Genomic DNA, 2679 nt, shown 5'->3' with positions numbered 1-2679 from the left:
GCGCCCGGCGGGCACCGTGCTGACGGTCGAGTTCGAGCTCGACGGCCAGGAGTACACGGCGATCAACGGCGGCCCGGGGGTGGGCGAGTGGTGCGGCGGGCGAGGGGAACTGCCCGGTGGTGTGGGTGAGTTGGGCGAGGGCGGTGCGGGAGCGGGCGTACTGCCGTCACCCTGGCCGGCGGGCTCCCCCGGGGACGGTGCGCTGCTGGCGCCGGGGCTGTCGGGGGAGGCGGACCCGCGGGCGGAGTCGCCCGTGCCGGAGTCGGACCGGGAAGAGGCCCTCGCATCGGGCCGTCCGGACGCCGTGGCGCCGTCGCTGCCGCCCCTGCCGTCTCCGCCGTCGTGACCGCGTTCTCCGCCGTCCAGCGGCGTCAGCTCGACACCGTCCTGGGGCGGTACGGCACCGGCCGGCGTACGGCCGTCGGCGGGGCCTGCCGCGCCCACCGCGGCATAGCCCTGCTCGGCCGCGTTCCCGCAGCCGGTGAGCAGGACACCCAGACACAGCACGGCCACAGAGGCACGGGCGGTAGTCGTCCGTCGCATCGGGCCAGTGTTGCTGACAGGGTGTCAGGTGTACAGAGGCGGACGCCGGATGACTCTCGTACGGGCGGGCGTGCGCGCGGTATGCGCCACGCCCCGCGGCCTCCGGTCCTCTGCAACTGTCCGCCGAGCGGCACCAAGCGCCGTACGGCCCCTCGGCGGACCGTTCCTCAGTCGGAGATCAGGCCGTCGCGCAGCTGCGCCAGGGTGCGGGTCAGCAGCCGGGAGACATGCATCTGGGAGATGCCGACCTCCTCGCCGATCTGGGACTGCGTCATATTGGCGAAGAAGCGCAGCATGATGATCTGGCGCTCGCGGGCCGGGAGTTTGGCCAGCAGGGGCTTGAGGGACTCGCGGTACTCCACGCCCTCCAGCGCGCTGTCCTCGTAGCCGAGGCGGTCCGCGAGGGAGCCCTCGCCGCCGTCGTCCTCGGGGGAGGGCGAGTCGAGCGAGGAGGCGGTGTAGGCGTTGCCGACGGCCAGGCCGTCGACGACGTCCTCCTCCGACACCCCCAGGCACAGGGCGAGTTCGGGGACGGTCGGGGAGCGGTCCAGCTTCTGCGAGAGCTCGTCGCTGGCCTTGGTGAGGGCGAGGCGGAGCTCCTGGAGCCGGCGCGGGACCCGTACCGACCACGAGGTGTCGCGGAAGAACCGCTTGATCTCACCGACCACCGTCGGCATCGCGAACGTCGGGAATTCCACGCCGCGTTCGCAGTCGAAACGATCGATCGCCTTGATCAGGCCGATGGTGCCGACCTGGACGATGTCCTCCATCGGCTCGTTGCGGCTGCGGAAGCGGGCGGCCGCGTACCGCACAAGCGGGAGATTGAGCTCGATGAGCGTGTCACGGACGTAGGTGCGCTCCGCGCAGTCCTTGTCGAGCGAGGCGAGCCGCAGGAACAGGGAGCGGGAGAGCGTGCGGGTGTTGATGGCGTCGTCGTCATGCACGTGCGGTGCGGGCGCGGGAATCGCGGAAAGCACCTTTGAGCTGCCCAGTTCTACGGACATGCCACCCCCTTGAGGTCGCGGACGGGTCGCTGCGGCGTCCCCGGGCCGGGGCGGACCGGGGAGTGATACCTCCACCTGAATACCGGAGGCAGCGCTACGGCAAACGCGGTTCCTGCAGAATGTCACATGTCGGCAACACGCTGTAGCGCCATGTCGACATATCTGCGCAGCTGAGCGGGGACGGGTCGCCCGTCCCGGTTAGGCGTCGATCCTGTTTGCGGATCGCAGCCGGGCGAAGCTCCGCGACAGTAGCCGTGAGACATGCATCTGCGACACCCCCAGCTCCGCACTGATCTGGGACTGCGTCAGATTGCTGTAGTAACGCAGCAGAAGGATCCGCTGCTCGCGCTCGGGCAGCTGGACGAGGAGGTGCCGTACGAGGTCGCGGTGCTCGACCCCGGCCAGCTCCGGGTCCTCGTAGCCGAGGCGGTCGAGCAGGCCGGGCAGGCCGTCGCCCTCCTGGGCGGCCTCCAGTGAGGTGGCGTGATACGAGCGGCCGGCCTCCAGGCAGGCCAGGACCTCGTCCTCGCCGATCTTGAGGCGCTCGGCGATCTCGGCGGTCGTGGGGGAGCGGCCGTGCAGCACCGTCAGATCCTCGGTCGCCCCGTTGACCTGCACCCACAGCTCGTGGAGGCGGCGCGGCACATGGACCGTGCGGACATTGTCTCGAAAGTAGCGTTTGATCTCGCCGACGACGGTGGGCATCGCGAAGGTGGGGAACTGGACGCCCCGGTCCGGATCGAATCGGTCGATCGCGTTGATCAGGCCGATGGTGCCGACCTGGATGACGTCCTCCATCGGTTCGTTGCGGCTGCGGAAGCGGGCCGCGGCATAGCGGACCAGCGGCAGATTGGCCTCGATCAGCGCGGCGCGGACCCGGGTGTGCTCCGGGGTGCCGGGTTCGAGGTCCGTCAGCTCGGCGAACAGCACCTGTGTGAGTGCCCGCGTGTCCGCGCTTCGGCTCTCGCGGGATGGAGCCTTGGGCGCAGTACGGGCCGTCACGGTCACGCCACCCTTCACAGTGCATGTATCCGGCAAAAGCGGTCATAGCATCACAAGACATGTGCACTGTGTGCAAGCACCCCATAACGCCGTGTTGAACAGAGAGTTGGGGTGGGCACGGGGCGTTCGG

2 protein-coding genes and 1 pseudogene are annotated in these 2679 nt (G+C 69.9%); 1 reads left to right on the top strand and 2 read right to left on the bottom strand.

The genetic code is table 11. The annotated features are described in order from the left end of the window. Positions 1 to 346 (top strand): annotated as a pseudogene (locus tag EST54_RS35800) (VOC family protein); the annotation flags it as partial. A gap of 364 nt (positions 347 to 710) precedes the next feature. Here EST54_RS35800 and EST54_RS33625 read toward each other — a convergent pair. Together EST54_RS33625 and EST54_RS33620 are read right to left on the bottom strand one after the other, a co-directional pair. Further along, positions 711 to 1547, bottom strand: coding sequence for an RNA polymerase sigma factor SigF (locus EST54_RS33625; RefSeq protein WP_129251453.1), 837 nt, complete (start codon positions 1545 to 1547; stop codon positions 711 to 713). A gap of 198 nt (positions 1548 to 1745) precedes the next feature. Continuing rightward, the gene (locus EST54_RS33620; protein ID WP_026169670.1) at positions 1746 to 2555 is read right to left on the bottom strand and encodes an RNA polymerase sigma factor SigF; all 810 of its coding nucleotides are present in this window, start codon (positions 2553 to 2555) and stop codon (positions 1746 to 1748) included. Between the last annotated feature and the right edge of the window lie 124 nt (positions 2556 to 2679).

The organism is Streptomyces sioyaensis, from assembly GCF_004122735.1.
Taxonomy (GTDB): domain Bacteria; phylum Actinomycetota; class Actinomycetes; order Streptomycetales; family Streptomycetaceae; genus Streptomyces; species Streptomyces sioyaensis.
This window is presented reverse-complemented; position numbering and strand designations above follow the sequence as displayed.

Excerpts from the sequence above, each read along its gene's own strand:
- EST54_RS33625 (WP_129251453.1), bottom strand. The coding sequence starts at position 1,547 with ATGTCCGTAGAACTGGGCAGCTCAAAGGTGCTTTCCGCGATTCCCGCG.